Source organism: Allobosea sp. FG18 (assembly GCF_057809495.1).
The window spans coordinates 170,112-186,366 of sequence record NZ_JBMDKB010000008.1; the positions used below are offsets into that span (position 1 = coordinate 170,112).

Genomic DNA, 16,255 nt, shown 5'->3' on the forward strand with positions numbered 1-16,255 from the left:
CGTGCTTCCTCAACCCTGCGGCCGGACTTCGCCGAGCAGATTGCGCAAGGCCCGCATGAAAACGCGCGCGCCGGGGCCGATCGCATCATCCGGAAAATCGAAATCCGGATTGTGCAGATGCGCGGTCTCACCCGAGCCGAGCAGGAACATCGCCGATTTGGAGCGGCGCCCGAACAGGCCGAAATCCTCCGAGCCGCGCGAGGGCGGCGTCGGGCCATGCGGCACCTTCTCCTCGTCCATCGCCCGGCGCAGCATCGCGACGGCTTCCGGCTCGTTCTCGCAATGGTGGAAGATGTCGTGATAGCTGATCTCGACAGTCAAACGACCGGCCTCGGCCGCCTCGCGCGCGAGCTTCTCGGCGGCTTCGCAGAGCGCGCCCATCTGAGCGTCGTTGACGGTGCGCAGCGTCGCCCAGAGTTCGCCATGGCCCGGCGCGATGCCGAAAGCCTGCTCGCCGATCTCGACATGGGTCACGGTGACCAGCCGAAAATTGGCGTCGAGTGGCCCGCCCGGCCCGAGCGCGGTCAGAGCGGGGATCAGCGTCGCGATGGCCGGCGCCGGCGAGCGGCCGTGCTCGGGCGTCGAGGCATGCGATGTCTCGCCGGTCAGGATGATCTTGATGCCGCGCGAGGCGCAGTTGGCTGCGCCTTCCGAGATACGGGCGTGACCGACCGGGACGCTGGGGCGGTTGTGCAGGGAGAAGGCGTAATCCGGCACGATCTCCTCGAATTTCGGATCGGCCATGACGGCAGCGGCGCCCGCGCCGGTTTCCTCGGCCGGCTGGAACAGCAGGATCGCGCGGCCCTTCTTCGGCGGGTTGCGCTGCAGGCCACGCGCGAGGCCTGCAAGGATGGTCATATGACCATCATGCCCGCAAAGATGGCCCTTGCCGGGGATTTCGGAGCGGTGCTCACTGTCGGAGATTTCCTCGATCGGCAGCGCGTCGAGCTCGGCGCGGATCAGCACGGTAGGGCCTGGCTCGGTGCCCTCGTAGATCGCCGCGACGCCGTGGCCGCCGAGTTCGGTGACGATGCGGTTCGGGCCGGTCGGCTTCAGGAAATCGACGATGGTCGCGGCGGTCTCGCGCTCCTCGCCCGAGATTTCAGGCCTGCGATGCAGCCGATGCCGGAGATCGACGAGATCGACCATATCGCTGTTGGTCAGAAACACGGATGAAGCCTCCCGGGCTGTTTCGCCGGCGGATCACCGGCTCTTTCCCGGAAAGGTTCGACACTTCAGCCGCTTCGGCAACCCGCGTCATCGCCGGGGGCGGCATGCGCGGGCGCGGGATCAGGGCCTTTTCCAATTTCTCCGAAATCGCGAAAGGCCCTGAATTCTTGTTTATCGCATTTTCTTCACGCGAACCGGTGCCCACTTCGCTCGAAAATGCTCTAGTTCCCGAGTTCGGCCTCGACCTCGGCGTCGAAGGCTTGCGCCAGCATGGCGCGGCAGGCCTCGGCCTGCTGGCGCGCCGAATCGAGCGCGATATGAGGGAGAATCTCGGCGAGATCGCGCAGGGCGAAATCGACGGCCGACATCAGCCCGAGCACCGGCTCGGCGGCAGCAGCCGGCTGCTGCGGAAGGCGGAACGCAATGACCTGACCCATAGGCATACTCACGCTGAAAGCGAATCGGCCTTCAGTGTGCGGGGGCAGTCTTCAGAAAGTGGTTAACGGCGGAATTGCGGCAGAGCCTTCGGCTTAACCATAGCCGTGCAGGCTGGCGCCATGGCGCTTCAGCCAAGCCTCCGCCTCCTCGGTATGAGGGCAGAGCTTGTGGGTCAGCGCCCAGAAGCGATGCGAGTGGTTCATCTCCCTGAGATGCGCCACCTCATGGGCCGCGAGATAATCGAGCACCGGGGACGGCGCCAGGATCAGGCGCCAGGAGAAGCTGAGGTCCCTTTGAGAGGAGCAGGAGCCCCAGCGGCTGGTCGTGTCGCGGATGGTGATCTTGCGGGCGGAGATGCCGAGCGTCGCCGTGTGGCGGCGTACGGCCTTCTCGATATCCTCGAGCGCGAGCTTCCGCAGGAAATCCTTGACCCGGCGCGAAACATGGGCGGCATCGCCGGCCACTGCGATCACCGGCGCGCCGTCGGCATCGCGCGTCGCCTGCGTCAGCCCGCGCGCCTTCGACCAGTGCACGATGCGATGCGGCACGCCGCGCAGCGGAATGCTCTGGCCGGGCTCGAACAGCACCGGGCGCGGGCGCTTGGCCATGCGCGCGGCGATCCAGCCGCCATGGTTCTCCGCGAAGGTGCGGCCTGCCGCGAAATCGGCACGCTCGGGCAAGGTCAGGGTGATCTCGCCGGTTGCCTGCGAGACGCGCAGCGTCATCCGCCGTGCAGCGGCGCGGCGCTTGATCAGAACGGCATAGCGCGCGCCGGCATGCACGACCTCGATCCGGTCGGGATCCGGCTGGCGCCTGAACAGGGAGATGCGCATCGCCTGCGATTGTGCGGGATTCGCGGGCGATGGGAAAGGGAGGTCTTAGCGGACGACCTTGAGCGCCTTGCGCTGCTCCTTGGCGCTGTCGCCGCGACGCTCCTTGGCCGCTTCCATGTCGAGGCTGACCATGAAGTCGGAGATGCGCGGCTGGATTTCGGCACGGAAGCGCGAGCCGTTGAAGACGCCGTAATGTCCGACCTTCGGCTGGAGATAATGGGCGCGCTTGTCGTCGGGGATGTTGACGCAGAGATCATGCGCGGCTTGCGTCTGGCCCACGCCGGAGATGTCGTCCATCTCGCCCTCGACCGTCATCAGCGCGACGCGGCGGATGGCGGTGAGATCGACCGGCTTGTCGCGATGCATCATCTCGCCCTTGGGGAGGGCATGCTGGACGAAGACGGTGTCGACGGTCTGGAGATAGAACTCGGCGGTCAGGTCCATCACCGCCAGATACTCGTCGTAGAAATCGCGATGCTTCTCGGCGGAATCGCCGTCGCCGCTGACGAGATGCTTGAACATGTCGTAATGGGCGGTGACATGGCGGTCGATATTCATCGCCATGAAGCCCGAGAGCTGCATGAAGCCCGGATAGACCTGCCGGAACGCGCCCAGGCTCGGGAACGGCACGACGGTGATGCAATTGCGGCGGAACCAGTCCGTGCCGCGCTCCATCGCGAGCTGGTTGACGGCGGTCGGCGAGCGGCGGGTATCGATCGGGCCACCCATCAGCGTCATCGAGCGCGGCGCGCAGGGGTCAGATTCGGCCTCCATGCGGGCGATCGCGGCGATGACCGGCACAGATGGCTGGCAGATCGCCATGACATGGGTGTCCGGGCCCAGCATCTGCAGCATGCCGATGACGTAATCGATGTAATCGTTAAGGTCGAAGCGGCCCTCGGAGAGCGGCACCAGGCGGGCATCGACCCAGTCGGTGATGTAGACCTCATGGCCAGGCAGGAAGGCCTCGACCGTGCCGCGCAGCAGCGTGGCGTAATGGCCCGACATCGGCGCGACCAGCAGCACCTTCGGCTGCGGCTTGCGGCGGCTGGATGGAATCTTGCGGTCGAAATAGACCAGCTTGCAGAAGGGGCGCTCCCAGACGACGCGCTCCTCGACCGCGACCTTGACGCCGTTGATCGTGGTCTCGTCGAGGCCGAAGGCGGGCTTGCCGTAACGGCGCGTCATGCGCTCGAACAATTCGCAGGAAGCCGCGACGCTGCGGCCGAACGGCGTGTAGGTCAGCGGATTCGCCGGATTCTTGAAGGCCAGATGCATCGCATCCGAAACCCCGCGCACCGGGCTCACCATCATGTGAACCGCTTCGTAGGCATGGTAGGCAAACGACATGGCGGCCCCGTACATACGATCCAATGTCCTTCTGGCGACGCAGCATGCGATGATGCGACGCAGCATCGCACCTTACGTTGATTTTGTTCTCATTCAACCCGGCTAAAGGCTAAGATTTTCCTGCGATGTGGATGAAGCAGGCAAAACTGTTGGCAGGCGCCGCGCAGGAGATCCTCGAATCTTGAGCTTCCCGGACCTATCCGCCCCGGTTCTGGCGCGCTCCAGCCGTCACCTGCGCCTCGATACGCTGGTCCGGCTGCGCTGGCTTGCCATCGCAGGCCAGAGCCTCGCCGTCGCCGGCGTGCATTTCGGCCTCGGCTTCCCCCTGCCCTTCGGCTGGTGCTTCAGCGTCATCGCGGTGTCCGCCTGGCTCAATATCGCGCTCCGCATCCGCTTTCCGCTGAGCCACCGCCTGCAGGACAGGGCCGCGACCGCCCTGCTCGGCTTCGACATCGCCCAGCTCGCGGCCCTGCTCTTCATGACCGGCGGCCTGCAGAACCCGTTCGCGATCCTCTTCCTGGCGCCGGTGATGATCTCGGCGACGGCGCTGCCGCCGCAGCGCACGCTGGTTCTCGGCCTGCTGGCGATGGGGCTCGCGACCCTGCTCAGCCGCTATCATCTGCCCTTGCCCTGGGCTGGCGCCGACCGGCCGGTGCTGCCGGCCTTCTACCAGCTCGGCAACTGGGTGGCGCTCGTGCTCGGCCTCGCCTTCACCGGCATCTACGCCTGGCGCGTCGCCAAGGAGGCGCGCGACCTCTCCGACGCGCTCGCGGCGACCGAACTCGTGCTGGCGCGCGAACAGCACCTGTCGCAGCTCGACGGGCTCGCCGCCGCCGCCGCGCATGAGCTCGGCACCCCGCTCGGCACGATCGCGCTGGTCGCCCGCGAACTGACCCGCCTCGCCCCGCCCGATGGCGAGATGGCCGAGGACATCGCGCTGCTGCGCGAGCAGGTCGAGCGCTGTCGCGGCATTCTCGGCAAGCTCTCCAGCCTGCAGGACGAGGATGCCGGCCCGCTCGGCCAGCTCACCCTGCGCCTGCTGATCGAGGAGACCGCCGGACCGCAGCGCCCCTTCGGCGTGCCCTTCGAGATCACCATGACCGGCAACAAGCCGGAACCGGTCTGCCGCCGCAATCCCGGCATGATCTACGGCCTCGGCAATATCGTCGACAATGCCGTCGATTTCGCGCGCTCGACCGTGGCGATCACGGCGGAATGGAACCAGAGCCAGGTGGTGCTGGTGATCGCCGATGACGGGCCGGGCTTCCCGCCCGACGTGCTGATGCGGGCGGGCGACCCCTATCTCTCGCGCGGCTCGGGGGAAGGTCGCGCCGGCGGCGGCCTCGGACTCGGGCTCTTCATCGCCAAGACGCTGCTGGAGCGAGGTGGCGCGACCCTGGAATTCTCCAACCGGCCAGCGCCCGCGAGCGGCGCTTCGATCCGGATCACCTGGTCCCGTGACGATTTCGAAGCCGATCTGCCGGTTGATGGGGGTACCCAGGCGAACGCATCGGCCTTAAATGAACCTGGCTGAGCGGGCTTCACAGGAAGCTTGACGACCAACCGAAACCCTAATGCGCGCAGCCGCAGCGCGCCGAGAAGCGGCAAGGAGAAGACGATGCAGGATGCAGCGAGCGAAATCGACAGGCCCGACCCGGCGGCCGACATGTCCCTTCTGCTGGTGGACGACGACAAGCCGTTCCTGACCCGTCTCGCCCGCGCCATGGAGGGCCGCGGCTACGCAGTCCGCATCGCCGACAGCGTCGCCGCCGGCATCGCTGCCGTGGAAGAGGCCGCTCCGGCCTTCGCGGTGATCGACCTGCGCCTCGGTGACGGCAACGGCCTTGACGTGATCGCGCGTCTCAAGGAGCGCCGCCCCGACGCGCGCGGCGTCGTGCTGACCGGCTACGGCAATATCGCGACCGCCGTCAGCGCCGTGAAGCTCGGCGCCTTCGATTTCCTCGCGAAGCCCGCCGATGCCGACGAGATCCATTCCGCGCTCGCCGCGCAGCGCGATGCCCGCCCGCAGCCGCCGGAAAACCCGATGTCGGCCGACCGGGTGCGCTGGGAGCATATCCAGCGCGTCTACGAACTCTGCAGCCGCAATGTCTCGGAGACGGCGCGCCGCCTCGGCATGCACCGGCGCACGTTGCAGCGCATCCTGGCGAAGCGCGCGCCACGCTGATCCGAGCCGGCCTTCAGGCCGAGCCCTCGGGGTCCTCGACCGCGGCCAGACGGCTGGAGGCCAGCCGCGCCAGCGCGATGGTCAGCATCTTGCGGCGCGCCGCGCTCAAGGGATGGCGCGGCGGCTCGCGCAGCAATTCGCCGCCATAGGCGTCGGCGACGATCAGCCCGACATCGTCGGGCAGGATCTCGCGCGGGAATTCCGGCGCGACGGCGAAGAGGAAGCCGTCGCAATAGTCGCGGTAATCCGGCCACTTGCCGTCGACACGATAGTCGGCGATGCCGGACTTGACCTCGACGACCCAAAGCTCGCCCGAAGGCGAGAGCGCGACGATGTCGCCGCGCCGGCCATTGGCGAAGGTCATCTCCTTGACGATGGCGTAGCCGCGCTCGCGCAGATGCCGCGCCGCGCCACGGCAGACGATGCGCGTGATATCGGGCCGCGCCGGTGGCGGATTGAGAACGGAATCCGAGAGAGACATACACGTATGTTCCCTCTTTGTTTCTCAGAATGCAAGCCGGGTCTTATACCGGCAGGCAGCCATCCGTGCCGGCGCCGCAGACCAGCGCACAGACCTTCTCGCCACCCGACAACGCAACGCGCCGCGACTGGAGCGCTGCCAACGCTGCCGCGCCCGACAAGTCGGCAGCGATACCGAACTCGAACCAGAGCGCTTTCGCCGCCTGTTCCATCTCGGCATCGGTGATCAGCACGATCTCGTCGACATTGCGCGCCGTCGCCTCGTAGATCGCCTGATCGGTCTGGCGGCAGGACATGGTGGCGACGCGGGTCTCCAGTCGGTCGAGCGCGACGAGACGGCCGGCGGCGAGGCAGGCATGGAGGGTCGGCGATCCCACAGGCTCGATGCCGATAATCCGCGTCTGCGGACGAAGCGCCTTCACCGCCGTCGACAGGCCGGTGATCAATCCGCCCCCGCCGATGGCGACGAGGATGACATCGACATCCGGCATGTCGTCGAGGATGTCGAGGCCGAGCGTGCCCTGCCCCGCCACGACAACCGGATCGCTGAAGGGATGGGCATAGGTCGCGCCGGTTTCGCGGGAATGGGCGAGCGCGGCGGCGTTGGCATCGTCCCAGATCGCGCCGACGATATGCACGTCCGCGCCCCAGTCGCGCAGCTTCGCGATCTTGTCCGGCGCGGCATTGGACGGCAGGAAGATCGTCGCGCGCACACCGAGGACATGGGCGGAACGGGCGATGGCGAGGCCGTGATTGCCGCCGGATGCGGTCACGACGCCGCGCGCGAGTTCATCCTTCGACAGGGTCAGGAGCCGGTTCATCGCGCCGCGCGCCTTGAAGGAGCCGGCGGCCTGCAGCAGTTCGAGCTTCAGCGTGACGTCGCCGCCGAAATCGCTGCCGCGCGTCCTGGTGTAGGGCAGCGTCGGGGTTTTGCGAATGTAGGGCGCGATGCGCTGGCGGGCGGCGCGGATATCGTCGAGCGCGATCATCACAGGGTCCCGCGATAGGGCGCCGCGACGATCAGGCAGCAATTGCCCGGCTTCACCCGGCCCGGCTGGCGCCGGCCGTAGAGGATGCCATCGGCGGCGTAGTGCAGCGTCTCGGGCGGGCGCGTCGGGTCCCAGGTGCAGTGGATGCGTCCGGCCGGCTCGCCGGCGCTGACCTTGGTGCCATTGGCGTGGAAGGGCTCGAAGATGCCGTCCGCCGTCGCATAGACGTAGGCGGAGATGCCGGGCAGTTCGAGGATCTGGCCGTCGCCGCGCTTCGGTTCCGGCTTCTCGCGCACAACAACACCAAGATGATCCAGCACATTGGCGACGCCGCGCCGGCAGACCGAGAGCGCCTCCAGCGAGACCGTTCCGGCGCCGGCCATCTCGGTGCCGACCGTGACGAGCCCGGCGCGGCAGGCGGCGGCGGTCGCGGTGCGGGGCTCGCCGAGATTGCTGATGACGACCATCATCGGCGCGTCGAAGGCCTGGACGGCCGCGACATTGCGCTTGTGCAGGGCAGGATCGTCGGTCGGCTCGACGATGGCGCTCGGGATGATGTCGAGCGAGGAGCCACCGGAATGCAGGTCGAGGAAGGCGTCGCCGATCGGCAGGATATGGTCGCTGACGAAGGCCGAGATCTGCTGGGTGATGGTGCCGCGCGGATCGCCCGGGAAGGTGCGGTTGAAGTTCAGCCCGTCGACCGGCGAAGTGCGCTGGCCGGCCATCACGGCATGGACATTGTTCGCCGGCATCAGGATGAGGCGGCCCTGGACGCGGCCGGGATCGAGATCGCGGATCAGGTCGCAGATCGTGATCGGCCCCTCGTATTCGTCGCCATGGTTGCCGCCCTCCATGATCACGGTCGGGCCGGTGCCGTTCTTGATCACGGCGATCGGCACGCGGGTCGCGCCCCAGGCGTCGTCATGCGGCGAATGCGGGATCATCAGGAAGCCGGTCTGCTTGCCCTCGCGGTCGAGATCGACGGTGAGGAAGGCGCTGGACGGGCGCGGGGTCGGTTTGGGGCGCGCGGCGCTGGCTGTGCTCATGGGATCACGCAGGGTGCAGGACAGGGATCGGCGCCGCTGGCGGGCCGTTGGAAAGCATGGAAAGGCCGGGCGCGGCGGCGCGCCCGGCAGGAACCGCTACGACGTCACAGCGTCGGCAGCGGGTCCATCGGCATGTCCAGATACTTGCGGTGCAAACGGTCGAGCTCGCCGTTCATCGAATTGAAGAAGATGAAGCCGTCGAGCCAGCGCACGAGATTATGCTGGTCCATCTGCACGCCCATATGAGCCGGGCTGCGGCGGATGACGAACTTGCGCTCGAACTCCTTGTTCGGATTCTGCTTGGCGAGCGCCTGCGCCACGATCGAGTTGGTGGCGAGGAGATCGGCCTGGCCGGTGATATAGGCGGCGGCGGCCGTCGCGTCGTCCTCGGTGCGCATCAGGCTGGCCTTCGGCGCGGCGGCCGAGATGGCGAGTTCCTGCGTCGTGCCCTTGGCGGCGGCGACGCGGGCCGAGCCGATCGTCTCCGGGCTCGACACGGTCGAGCTCTTCGAGCCGTAGACCGCGAGGAAGGTGTTGGCATAGGGCGCCGTGAACTGGATCTGCTTGGCGCGTTCAGGCGTCAGGCCCATCACCGAAATCACGATGTCGACCTTGTCGGTCATCAGGAACGGGATGCGGTTGGCGCCGGTGATCTGCTGCATCTCCAGCTTCACGCCCAGGCCCTTGGCGACCATCTCGGCCATCTCGATATCGAAGCCGATGGCCTTGCGGTCCTTGTCCTGCGAGCCGAAGGGCGGCGCATCGAGCGGCACGCCAATGCGGACCACGCCCTTGGACAGGATGTCCTGGAGCTTGTCGGCCTTGGCCTCGGCGGCGCCGAAGGCGGCGATGGCCAGGGCGGCTAAACCAGCGAACAGTGAACGCATCGTCTTCTCTCCCCTCGTTGATGTTGTTGGCATTCCGCCTCAGTGCAGGACTGCGCTGAGGAAGGTCTGGAGTTCCGGCGTCTTCGGCTCTGCCAGCACGGCGGCGGCGGGGCCCTGCTCGTGGATGCGGCCCTCATGCATGAAGACGACGCGCGAGCCGAAGCGGCGGGCGAAGCCCATCTCGTGGGTCACGAGGATCATGGTCATGCCCTCCTTCGCGACGGATTCGAGGACCTTGAGCACCTCGCCGGTGAGCTCGGGATCGAGCGCCGAGGTGACCTCGTCAAACAGCATCAGCTTCGGCCGCATGGCGAGCGAGCGGGCGATGGCGACGCGCTGCTGCTGGCCGCCGGAGAGCTGGGACGGATAGGCGTCGAGCTTGTCCTCGAGGCCGACGCGGGCCAGCACTTCGCGCGCGACCTCGCGGGCAGCCTGCGGAGCCTGCTTCTTCACGACGCGCGGGGCGAGCGTGATGTTGTCGCAGACCGAGAGATGCGGAAACAGGTTGAAGCTCTGGAAGACGATGCCGACCTCCTGGCGCAGCTTGCGCAGGTTGGTCGCGGGGTCGTTGACCTGCGTGCCGTCGACGCGGATGACCCCGGCCTGTATCGGCTCCAGCCCGTTGATGCAGCGGAGCATCGTGCTCTTGCCCGAACCGGAGCGGCCGATCACGGCGACGACCTCGCCCTTGGCAATATCGAGCGTGACGTCCTTCAGCACCTGGACCGAGCCGTAGCTCTTGTTGATCCCGTGGATTTCAACGAGCGACATCGAGCTTCCGCTCGATCGAGCGGCTCCATTGCGAGAGGGGGAAGCACATCGCGAAATAGATCGCGGCGACGGTGATGTAGACGGCGAAGGGCTTGTAGGTGCCGGCTGCCGTAAGCTGGCCCTCGCGCGTCAGTTCGACGAAGCCGATCACCGCGGCGAGCGAGGTGTTCTTGATGAGCTGGACGAGGAAGCCGACCGTCGGCGGGATCGCGACCCGGACCGATTGCGGCACGATGACGTAGCGCAATTGCTCCCCGAGCGAGAGGCCGAGCGAGGCGCCGGCCTCCCACTGCGTCTTCGCGATCGAGACCAGTGCGCCACGCCAGATCTCGCCGAGGAAGGCGCTGCCATAGACCGAGAAGGCGGTCGCCGCCGCAAGCCATGGATTGACGGAGATACCGACGAGCGGCAGGCCGAAGAAGATCACGAAGAGCCAGACGAGAAGCGGCGTGCCCTGGACGATGTGGATATAGGCGGCGGCGAGCCAGCGCAGCGGCGCGAAGGGCAAGATGCGGGCGATGGCGATGACGATGCCGATCAGCGACGCCCCGATGAAGGCGGTCGCGGTCAGCGCCAGCGTCCAGCGCGCCGCCGCGATCAGGTACATCACATCGATGAGGCCGAATTCCCGGATCATCGCCTGACGAACGCCCAGTAATAGATGCCCGCGAACAGGCCGCGGAAGGCGAAGGCGAGCCCGAGATAGAGCACGCCGATGACGGTGTAGACCTCGAAGTCACGGAAGGTGCGCGACTGCACGATCGAGGCCGCGTGGAACAGGTCCTCGACCGAGATCTGCGAGACGACGCTGGTCGCCAGCATCAGCAGCACGAACTGGCTGGCGAGCGCCGGGAACATCGCCTTCAGCGCCGGGAACATCACGACATAGCGGAAGACCTGCAGGCCGGAGAGCCCGAGCGAATGGCCGGCCTCGACCTGCGCCTTCGGCACGGCCTCCAGCCCGGCGCGGACGATCTCGGTGGTGTAGGCGCCGAGATTGATGACCAGCGCGATGATCGCGGCAGTGAGCCCGTCGAGCCTGACGCCGAAACTCGGCAGGCCGAAGAAGATCAGGAAGAGCTGCACCAGCAGCGGTGTGTTGCGGATGACCTCGACATAGGTGCCGACGATGCGGCGCAGCCAGGACGGGCCGTAGACGCGGGCGGCGGCGCAGGCGATGCCGATGACGAGGCCACCGATCATTGCCAGCCCCGAGAGCAGCAGCGTGATCCAGACGCCTTCGAGGATCGACTCCCAGGCGGCGAAGACATCGCGGAACTGCAGGCCGTATTTCATCGCCGGCCACCGCGCGACAGCGGCGCGACGCCTCCAGAACCTGCGATATGATCCGACGATCGTACCATCCGCCTCCCCTTTGACGGGGAGGCTAGGTTCGTTTCTTATTTGATGTCAAGCTTCATATATGAAACAGAGAGACATGAGCGACCTGCCGGATACCGAGAACGGAGACAAGGGCAGCTACGCGGCGCCGGCGCTGGAGAAGGGGCTCGACATCCTCGAACTCCTCGCCGAAGTCGGCGAGCCGCTTTCGACCCGCGAGATCGCCGAACGCCTCGCCCGCTCGAAGAGCGAGATTTTCCGCATGGTCTTCGTGCTGCAGCAGCGTGGCTATCTCGCCCGCGAGGCCGGGACGGACCGGCTCGGCCTGTCGCGGCAGCTGTTCGACCTCGGCATCCGCACGCCGGCCGGGCGCCAGCTCACCTCGATCGTGCTGCCGGTGATGGAGCGCTTCAGCGAGGCGAGCGGCCAGGTCGCACATCTCGTGGTGCTGAGCCGGGCGCAGACGGTGGTTCTCGCAACGACCTCGGGGCATCTCGATGCCAGCGTCATCGTCAGGCCGGGCTATGGCCGGCCGGCGCTCGACGCCAATTCCGGCCTGCTGATCCTCGCCTTCCAGAGCGAAACGCGCAGGCGCCAGTTGATGCGGGAGGCGTCCGAGGCCGACAAGCAGCGCCTCGAAGCGGCCGAGACCGAGCGGATTTTCGCCGAGATCCGGGCCCTCGGACATCGCGTCGCCGCCAGCCGCGACATCATGGCGGTGACGGACATCGCCTGCCCGGTCATCGGGCCGGGCGGGCATGCGGAAGCGGCGATCCTCGTGCCCTGCCTGCAGCGCCACGGCATCGCGACCGACGAAGACGCGATCCTGAAAGCGCTCAAGGCGAGCTGCGCCGAGGCCGGCTCGCAATTGTCGCTGTAGCGGCGATGCAGGCCTGTATGTCAGGGCCGCTCTGAACTCTCCGGCGGCTGCGCTTCCCAGTCCCGGGCCGCCCCGGAGAGATGCTCGACGAGCAGTCTCACGGCGCCCGGCCGGTCGCCCTTGTCCAGCGCGGCGAGGATGGCGAGGTGGTCGCGGCAGGATTGCAGGATCTGCTCCGGCTCCAGCTCCCAGAAATCGGCGAATTGATGCATGCGCCGCAATGCGTTCTGACGCCTGACGGCCTGCAGAAAGAAGCGGTTGCGCGACCATGAGGCGAGCGTCTCGTGGAAGGTCGAGTTGACCTCGAACCAGAGCTGCGGCGTGACCGCGCCCACTGGCCGGCGCATCAGCGCCTCATGCGCCGTGCGCAACCGGTCAAGCTCCGCGGTATCGACGCTGTAGCCGGGCTGGCTCAGTGCCGCCGTCTCGATGGCGATGCGGAAGGCGTAGGATTCGAGGATGGCCTCCGGCGTATCGAGGCTCTCGGTAAAGCGCCAGCCATGGCCGCGCTGGCGTTGGACCAGCCCTTCCGACGAAAGCCGCATCAGCGCCTTGCGCAGATCGCCCTTGGCTGCGCCGAAATGCACCATCATCGCATTCTCGGTGACCTCGGTCGGGAGATCGCCTCGCGCCCGCTCGGTCAAAATTCTCTGGTAGAGTTCGCCGCGGCCTGCCGGCGCCGGCATATGCGCGGCGACCGCCACATCATCGACCGGCCGCAGCAGGCTGAAGCCCTCCTGGTCACGCGTCAGCAAGCCGGCCTCGACCAGCATCAGGAGCGCGCTTCTGACCGGCGTGCGCGAAACGCCGAATCGCGCCGCCAAAGGCTTTACGCCGACGGCCGCGCCCACCGGCCAGCCCTCGTCACGGGCCAGCCGCAGGATATCGCCGATGATCTCGCCGCGCAGGCTACTGGCCATGTCGTGGTTCCGCTTCTTGGGGAGCGATTTGACAATCTGCGGAATGATGCGCCACTGTGTATATTGGTCAATCAAAAAACACGACAGTGTCTCATGATCGAACCGTTCCCCTTCGTCTCGGTCTCTGGCTCACCCTATGAGCGCGGGCGCAGCTATGGCGCGGCAGTGCCGGATCGCATCGCCGGCAGCGCCCGGTTCTATTCCGGACAACTGGACGGGCTGGGTTCCAGCCCCACACTTCGCAGCAGACTGATCGACGAGGCCCGGCAAGGGATCGCCGCCTTCGACGAAGCCTATCTGGAGGAGATGCGCGGCATCGCCGACGGTTCCGGCGTGCCGCTCGACGCGATCATCATGATCAACGCCCGTACCGAGATCGTCGCGAAGGCAAGGCTGATCGCAAACCGCGCCGACGAGGAGGAGGAAGACGAGGCCGACAACGACGGCTGCACCGGCGCGATCATCCTGCCCGAGCGCAGCGCGACCGGCGGCGTCATCCAGGGCCAGAACTGGGATTGGCAGCCGGAATGCGCCAACACCGCGATCGTGCTCAGGGTGCAGCGAAAGAACGGGCCGGACCTCCTGACCTTCGTCGAGGCCGGCGGGCTTGGCCGGCACGGCATGAACGAGGCCGGCATCTGCGTCACCGGCAATTACCTGCGCAGCGACCGCGATTATTGCCAGGAAGGCGTGCCGCTGGCGCTGGTCCGCCGCAAGGCGCTGGAACAGGAGCATCTGGCGCTGGCGATCAAGGTGGTCGCGACCACGCCCAAGGCCTGCTCGACCAACATGATGCTGAGCCAGGACAAGGGCTTCGGTATCGATCTCGAATGCGCGCCGGACGAGGCCTTCCCGATCCTGCCCGAGGACGGGCTGATCGTGCATGCCAATCACTGGACCAACCCGACGGCGCTCTCGAAGCTGCGGGAGACTGGTATCGCCAGCGCACCGGACAGCCCCTATCGCGACTGGCGCGTCCGCCAGCTCCTGAACGAGCCGCGCCGCCCGCTCGGCCGCGAGGACCTGAAGGCGGCACTGTTCGACGATTTCCTGTCGCCCTTCTCGGTCTGCCGCCCGCCGCGCCCCGGCCAACGCGGCGACATCACCGCCAGCGTGGCGATGATCCTGCTCGAACCGGGCAAGGGCGTGATGGAGGTGGCGCCGCTGCCGGCGCTCAATCGGCATTTCACTTGCTACAGCCTGACCGGCGAGCCTTTCGCGACCGAGCAGGCCGCCTGACCGAGACCGACCGCGCCGCTTGTGGCGACACCTTGAGGGAGCCGATGCCATGAGACGTCCACTCGCCCTTGCCGTCCTGCTCGCAGCCTGCGCGAGCCCGGCGGCGGCCCAGTCGATCACCGTCGCAGTCGCCGCCGACATCCGCAGCAACAATCCCGGCGTCAACCGCGACGACAGCACCGATGACTTCGCCTTGCAGCTCGTCGAGGGCCTCGTCGGCTACAACGAGGGCGGCAATGCCATGCCGCTCTTGGCGCAGAAGGTCGATCTCTCGGCCGACGGCAGGACCTATACCTTCACGCTGCGCGACGGCGTGACGTTCCACAACGGCGCGACGCTGACCTCGGCCGACGTGCTGTGGAGCTGGACCCGCTACATGGACCCGAAGACCGAGTGGCGCTGCACGTCGGAATTCGACGGGCGCAGCGGCCTCAAGGTCGAATCCGTCTCGGCGCCCGATGCCAAGACCTTCGTCATGACCATCGACAAGCCGAACGCGCTGTTCCTCGATACGATGGCCCGCACCGACTGCGCGATGACCGCGATCCTGCACAAGGATTCCGTCAAGGCCGATGGGAGTTGGGACAAGCCGATCGGCACCGGCCCCTACAAGTTCGGCGAATGGAAGCGCGGCGAGTATTTCACCATGTCCGCCTTCGACGGCTACCAGTCGCCCGGCCAGGGCAAGATCGACGGCTATGTCGGCTCGAAGCGCCCGCTGCTCAAGGACGTCAAATTCCTGGTCGTCAAGGACGCAGCGACGGTGAAGGCCGGCCTGATCTCCGGCGCGCTGCAGATGAGCGAGACGCTGCCGAGCGATGTCGAGGAACTCAAGAAGGTGCCGAGCCTGAAGGTCGCGGTCGCGCCCAATGCGGTGCGCCACATCTTCCTGATCCAGACCAAAGACCCCGTGATGGGCAATAAGAAGCTGCGCCAGGCGATCGCGGCGGCGCTCGACTACCCCGAGCTGGTCGCAGCCGCCTCCAACAATCTGGCCACGCCGAACAACTCGCCGATCTACTCGACCTCCGGCTATTTCGGCGAGGTCGAGAAGCAGGGTCATAAGTACGATCCGGCCCGCGCCAAGCAGTTGCTGCAGGAGGCCGGCTACAAGGGCGAGAAGATCGTGATCCTCGCCAACAAGCGGCCGACCGTGCCGAGCTTCCCCGCAGCCGTGGTCTGGCAGCAGATGCTGCAGGCGGTCGGGATCAATGCCGAGATCGAGATCCTGGACTGGGCGACGCAACTCGACCGGTTCAACAAGGGCAACTACCAGATGCAGTCCTTCTCGTTCTCGGCCCGCTTCGACCCCGCGATCGCCTTCGAGCAGTTCTCCGGCCCGAAGGACAAGCAGCCACGCAAGGTCTGGGACAACCCGGAAGCGCAGGCGCTGATCGACAAGTCGATGCTGATCTCGGACAAGGCCAAGCGGCAGACAATCTTCGACGAGCTGCACCGGCGGGTCATCGACGAGGTGCCGCTGATCTTCCTCTATAACGGCCTCGATGCGGTCGCGATGAACAAGGCCATCTCCGGCTTCCAGCCCTGGCAGTCCAAGCTGCGGATGTGGGAAGTCACGCTGGCGAAGTGAGCCAGGGCCGGACCGGTCTCCCGGAGGCAAAGCCGACACTACCAAATATAAATGCGTCTCATTAGCAATAATGAGACGCTGCCGACCCATGCAGCGGCTGCAGCATTCCGCGCTCGCGCTGCAGCTTGACATGGC

17 protein-coding genes are annotated in these 16,255 nt (G+C 66.8%); 5 read left to right on the forward strand and 12 right to left on the reverse strand.

All coding sequences use genetic code 11. From position 1 onward, the window contains the following. Positions 1–9 precede the first annotated feature (9 nt). From ACODTJ_RS11490 to ACODTJ_RS11505, 4 genes are all read right to left on the reverse strand, one after another. Complete coding sequence (locus tag ACODTJ_RS11490) at positions 10–1,170, reverse strand: amidohydrolase (RefSeq protein ID WP_454658559.1); 1,161 nt, start codon at positions 1,168–1,170, stop codon at positions 10–12. A gap of 221 nt (positions 1,171–1,391) precedes the next feature. After that, positions 1,392–1,607, reverse strand: a complete 216-nt coding sequence (locus tag ACODTJ_RS11495) for a hypothetical protein (protein ID WP_306223310.1) — start codon at positions 1,605–1,607, stop codon at positions 1,392–1,394. A 93-nt stretch (positions 1,608–1,700) separates the two neighbouring features. Further along, the gene (locus ACODTJ_RS11500) at positions 1,701–2,441 is read right to left on the reverse strand and encodes a M48 family metallopeptidase (RefSeq protein ID WP_454658561.1); all 741 of its coding nucleotides are present in this window, start codon (positions 2,439–2,441) and stop codon (positions 1,701–1,703) included. 45 nt (positions 2,442–2,486) lie between these two features. After that, positions 2,487–3,791: a polyhydroxyalkanoate depolymerase gene (locus ACODTJ_RS11505; protein WP_454658562.1), complete on the reverse strand. Its 1,305-nt coding sequence runs from the start codon at positions 3,789–3,791 to the stop codon at positions 2,487–2,489. Between the two features lie 181 nt (positions 3,792–3,972). Between ACODTJ_RS11505 and ACODTJ_RS11510 the strand changes: the two genes are divergently transcribed. After that, a complete protein-coding gene (locus ACODTJ_RS11510; RefSeq protein ID WP_454658563.1) occupies positions 3,973–5,325 on the forward strand; it encodes an ActS/PrrB/RegB family redox-sensitive histidine kinase in 1,353 nt (450 codons plus the stop codon). Positions 5,326–5,409: 84 nt separating this feature from the next. Then, positions 5,410–5,976: an ActR/PrrA/RegA family redox response regulator transcription factor gene (locus ACODTJ_RS11515; RefSeq protein WP_454658564.1), complete on the forward strand. Its 567-nt coding sequence runs from the start codon at positions 5,410–5,412 to the stop codon at positions 5,974–5,976. A gap of 13 nt (positions 5,977–5,989) precedes the next feature. Here the strand turns inward: ACODTJ_RS11515 and ACODTJ_RS11520 are convergent, their stop codons facing one another. From ACODTJ_RS11520 to ACODTJ_RS11550, 7 genes are all read right to left on the reverse strand, one after another. Continuing rightward, on the reverse strand, positions 5,990–6,457 hold the full coding sequence (locus ACODTJ_RS11520) for an MmcB family DNA repair protein (RefSeq protein ID WP_454658565.1): 468 nt from the start codon (positions 6,455–6,457) through the stop codon (positions 5,990–5,992). A gap of 43 nt (positions 6,458–6,500) precedes the next feature. Then, entirely contained in the window at positions 6,501–7,445 is a 945-nt protein-coding gene (locus tag ACODTJ_RS11525; RefSeq protein WP_454658566.1) for a threonine ammonia-lyase, read from the reverse strand. Then, positions 7,445–8,491, reverse strand: a complete 1,047-nt coding sequence (locus tag ACODTJ_RS11530) for a succinylglutamate desuccinylase/aspartoacylase family protein (RefSeq protein ID WP_454658567.1) — start codon at positions 8,489–8,491, stop codon at positions 7,445–7,447. Before ACODTJ_RS11530 ends, ACODTJ_RS11525 begins: the two co-directional genes overlap by 1 nt. Before the next feature lie 104 nt (positions 8,492–8,595). Further along, positions 8,596–9,378 carry a transporter substrate-binding domain-containing protein gene (locus ACODTJ_RS11535; RefSeq protein WP_454658568.1) on the reverse strand — a complete coding sequence of 261 codons (783 nt, stop codon included), beginning with the start codon at positions 9,376–9,378 and terminating at the stop codon, positions 8,596–8,598. A 39-nt stretch (positions 9,379–9,417) separates the two neighbouring features. Further along, positions 9,418–10,149 carry an amino acid ABC transporter ATP-binding protein gene (locus tag ACODTJ_RS11540; protein WP_454658569.1) on the reverse strand — a complete coding sequence of 244 codons (732 nt, stop codon included), beginning with the start codon at positions 10,147–10,149 and terminating at the stop codon, positions 9,418–9,420. Beyond that, a complete protein-coding gene (locus tag ACODTJ_RS11545) occupies positions 10,136–10,786 on the reverse strand; it encodes an amino acid ABC transporter permease (RefSeq protein ID WP_454658570.1) in 651 nt (216 codons plus the stop codon). Before ACODTJ_RS11545 ends, ACODTJ_RS11540 begins: the two co-directional genes overlap by 14 nt. Next, positions 10,783–11,445: an amino acid ABC transporter permease gene (locus ACODTJ_RS11550; RefSeq protein ID WP_454658571.1), complete on the reverse strand. Its 663-nt coding sequence runs from the start codon at positions 11,443–11,445 to the stop codon at positions 10,783–10,785. The genes ACODTJ_RS11545 and ACODTJ_RS11550 overlap by 4 nt, the downstream gene beginning before the upstream one ends. A 142-nt stretch (positions 11,446–11,587) precedes the next feature. Here ACODTJ_RS11550 and ACODTJ_RS11555 point away from each other — a divergent pair, with 142 nt between their 5' ends. Continuing rightward, a complete protein-coding gene (locus tag ACODTJ_RS11555) occupies positions 11,588–12,370 on the forward strand; it encodes an IclR family transcriptional regulator (RefSeq protein ID WP_454658572.1) in 783 nt (260 codons plus the stop codon). 20 nt (positions 12,371–12,390) lie between these two features. Here ACODTJ_RS11555 and ACODTJ_RS11560 read toward each other — a convergent pair whose 3' ends face one another. After that, positions 12,391–13,290 (reverse strand): GntR family transcriptional regulator, encoded by a 900-nt coding sequence (locus tag ACODTJ_RS11560; protein WP_454658573.1) that lies wholly within the window; start codon positions 13,288–13,290, stop codon positions 12,391–12,393. Positions 13,291–13,383: 93 nt separating this feature from the next. Between ACODTJ_RS11560 and ACODTJ_RS11565 the strand changes: the two genes are divergently transcribed. Then, positions 13,384–14,529 (forward strand): C45 family autoproteolytic acyltransferase/hydrolase, encoded by a 1,146-nt coding sequence (locus tag ACODTJ_RS11565; RefSeq protein WP_454658574.1) that lies wholly within the window; start codon positions 13,384–13,386, stop codon positions 14,527–14,529. Positions 14,530–14,578: 49 nt separating this feature from the next. Then, the gene (locus ACODTJ_RS11570; RefSeq protein WP_454658575.1) at positions 14,579–16,120 is read left to right on the forward strand and encodes an ABC transporter substrate-binding protein; all 1,542 of its coding nucleotides are present in this window, start codon (positions 14,579–14,581) and stop codon (positions 16,118–16,120) included. Positions 16,121–16,255: the final 135 nt, after the last annotated feature.

Coding starts and splice junctions, on each gene's coding strand:
- ACODTJ_RS11495 (WP_306223310.1), bottom strand. CDS start 1,607: ATGGGTCAGGTCATTGCGTTCCGCCTTCCGCAGCAGCCGGCTGCTGCC.
- ACODTJ_RS11500 (WP_454658561.1), bottom strand. CDS start 2,441: ATGCGCATCTCCCTGTTCAGGCGCCAGCCGGATCCCGACCGGATCGAG.
- ACODTJ_RS11505 (WP_454658562.1), bottom strand. CDS start 3,791: ATGTCGTTTGCCTACCATGCCTACGAAGCGGTTCACATGATGGTGAGC.
- ACODTJ_RS11515 (WP_454658564.1), top strand. CDS start 5,410: ATGCAGGATGCAGCGAGCGAAATCGACAGGCCCGACCCGGCGGCCGAC.
- ACODTJ_RS11520 (WP_454658565.1), bottom strand. CDS start 6,457: ATGTCTCTCTCGGATTCCGTTCTCAATCCGCCACCGGCGCGGCCCGAT.
- ACODTJ_RS11525 (WP_454658566.1), bottom strand. CDS start 7,445: ATGATCGCGCTCGACGATATCCGCGCCGCCCGCCAGCGCATCGCGCCC.
- ACODTJ_RS11530 (WP_454658567.1), bottom strand. CDS start 8,491: ATGAGCACAGCCAGCGCCGCGCGCCCCAAACCGACCCCGCGCCCGTCC.
- ACODTJ_RS11535 (WP_454658568.1), bottom strand. CDS start 9,378: ATGCGTTCACTGTTCGCTGGTTTAGCCGCCCTGGCCATCGCCGCCTTC.
- ACODTJ_RS11540 (WP_454658569.1), bottom strand. CDS start 10,149: ATGTCGCTCGTTGAAATCCACGGGATCAACAAGAGCTACGGCTCGGTC.
- ACODTJ_RS11545 (WP_454658570.1), bottom strand. CDS start 10,786: ATGATCCGGGAATTCGGCCTCATCGATGTGATGTACCTGATCGCGGCG.
- ACODTJ_RS11550 (WP_454658571.1), bottom strand. CDS start 11,445: ATGAAATACGGCCTGCAGTTCCGCGATGTCTTCGCCGCCTGGGAGTCG.
- ACODTJ_RS11555 (WP_454658572.1), top strand. CDS start 11,588: ATGAGCGACCTGCCGGATACCGAGAACGGAGACAAGGGCAGCTACGCG.
- ACODTJ_RS11560 (WP_454658573.1), bottom strand. CDS start 13,290: ATGGCCAGTAGCCTGCGCGGCGAGATCATCGGCGATATCCTGCGGCTG.
- ACODTJ_RS11565 (WP_454658574.1), top strand. CDS start 13,384: ATGATCGAACCGTTCCCCTTCGTCTCGGTCTCTGGCTCACCCTATGAG.
- ACODTJ_RS11570 (WP_454658575.1), top strand. CDS start 14,579: ATGAGACGTCCACTCGCCCTTGCCGTCCTGCTCGCAGCCTGCGCGAGC.